The 1760-nt window shown below is 59.6% G+C and carries 2 protein-coding genes; one reads left to right on the top strand and one right to left on the bottom strand.

Annotated elements, in window-relative coordinates; genetic code table 11:
* The coding region (locus Q0216_RS05250) for a DUF6882 domain-containing protein (RefSeq protein WP_366139817.1) at positions 1 to 224 on the bottom strand (224 nt) is incomplete at its 3' end.
* Positions 225 to 504: 280 nt separating this feature from the next.
* Between Q0216_RS05250 and Q0216_RS05245 the strand changes: the two genes are divergently transcribed.
* On the top strand, positions 505 to 1760 hold a 1256-nt coding region (locus Q0216_RS05245), incomplete at its 3' end, for an SseB family protein (RefSeq protein WP_298593525.1).

The raw sequence follows: 1760 nt of genomic DNA, 5'->3' as shown, positions 1-1760 counted from the left end.
TAGCCCAGCTGCTGCCAAGACCAAATCCAAGTACCGCGGTTCTCGGATTCGGTGCCCAGCAGGTGCGGCTTGAGCGAGAGCGGGGGAGTGGTCTCAAAATCCAGAGACTGGGAGGTGAAATCCACGTTCCACTCGGAGGTACCCACGAGCTCAGCGAGTCGAGCCTGGTACTCGGTGGAGATAAAGATCGATGCGTCGATAAGGTCCTGCAGAGAATTCGTCATGATTCAAGATTATCAACCTTTTAGCGTTCACTATGCCGTGTATCCCTGGTTTTAGTGTGCGCTTTAGGCGTATTGGGCTTTAAGGTGCCTGATTGAGCCGTGTCCAAGAGCTCGCGGGGAGAGATAGAGCATATATCTTTCGGCGTAAACTATCTGCTTTGAGTGCCTGTGTTCGTTAGAATCGAAGGGACGGCTTCTTCCGGCACCCTGTAAGCCGACACTACGACCGAACACGGATGCCTCCAGCCGCGCCGTATTCACACTCAAGGATGTATGAACTATGACTGAACCCCGCCTCGCCGAGACGAGTAGCCGCGCCGCGCGCATCCAGGACGCGCTGAACAACATTGGAAGCTGGCTGCTGGATGTCGTTAGTGTTGACCCCGGCTGGAGTGAAATGGTGCTGGACGTCAAACCTCTGGCAGGTCAGATTTTCGTGCGCGTGCGTGAATTCCGCGACGGCGAAGAGTTCATTGGCACCGTCGGCCCGCTCAAGGACGGCTCGCCCATTATTGCTGAGGTTCGCAAGCTGCAGCGCGCCGCCTACGACGGTAACCGCGGCACCTGGTTTACCGCCTCCATCGTGGTGGCGGCAACCGGCTGGCCCAACCCGCAGTTCAGCGTGGGTGCCTCCTATAACCGTGACGACGAGCCCGCCAGCTGGAAGAATGAGGGCACCCTGACCGCAACCGACGTGCGTGAGCACCTGGCTGAGTTCCCTCGTGATGCGTCGCGTATCCCGCAGTGGGCTCGTGAGCGTATGGAGGGTCGTGCCCGCCACTCTGCCGCCGCGGCACTGTCTTCGAGCGAGCATGAGATTCCAAACCCGTACCTGGTCTCCGCTCTGGAAACCTTCCGTAACGACGTGCAGGAGCGCACCCTCATTAACGTGGTTCGCACGATGCTCGGTGGTGACGTTCTGCTCGACGCTACCGGCTCCCTGCTGATTCCCTCCGAGACGGATGCAATGGGCCCCGACTCGGTGCTGACCCACCAGGTCATTCGCATGCCCGAGACCGGCATGCAGGCGCTGTGCGTGTTCTCCTCCTCCGAGCACATCGGCAAGAGCTACGTGCGTCAGGAGTCCGAGGGCGACGAGCTGATTCTGCGCGAACCGGCGATGAAGGTCTTCATCGACTTCCTCAGCAATGAGGCGCTGGACCTGATTGTGGTTGACCCCGGCACCGATCACGAGTGCTACATTGAGCGCGCTCAGGTGCACTGGATTGTCACTTCTCCCCGTAATGACGGCGCGAAGATGGCGCTGGTGCAAGACAATATGCAGATGCTGCTCGGCTCGCTGGTGTCCCCGGCGTCCGTACTGCTGGTGGGTGTTGACCCTGCCGACCCGTCCGGTACCTCCTTTGTGTTTGACCCGGATGAGAACGGCAACCCGCAGAGCCTGCTGGTGTTCACCTCGCCCATTGAGATTGCGGCACTGGACCCGCATGTTGAGGTGCGTTCGGCGAACGCTCTGGATATTCTGCGTTACGCCCTGGAGATTGGCGCACCGAGCGTGAAGGTGAACGCGATTAA

This window comes from uncultured Rothia sp. (assembly GCF_937976295.1).
Taxonomy (GTDB): Bacteria; Actinomycetota; Actinomycetes; order Actinomycetales; family Micrococcaceae; genus Rothia.
The sequence above is the reverse complement of the archived record's forward strand: the minus strand, read 5'-3'. Positions and strand labels throughout refer to the sequence as shown.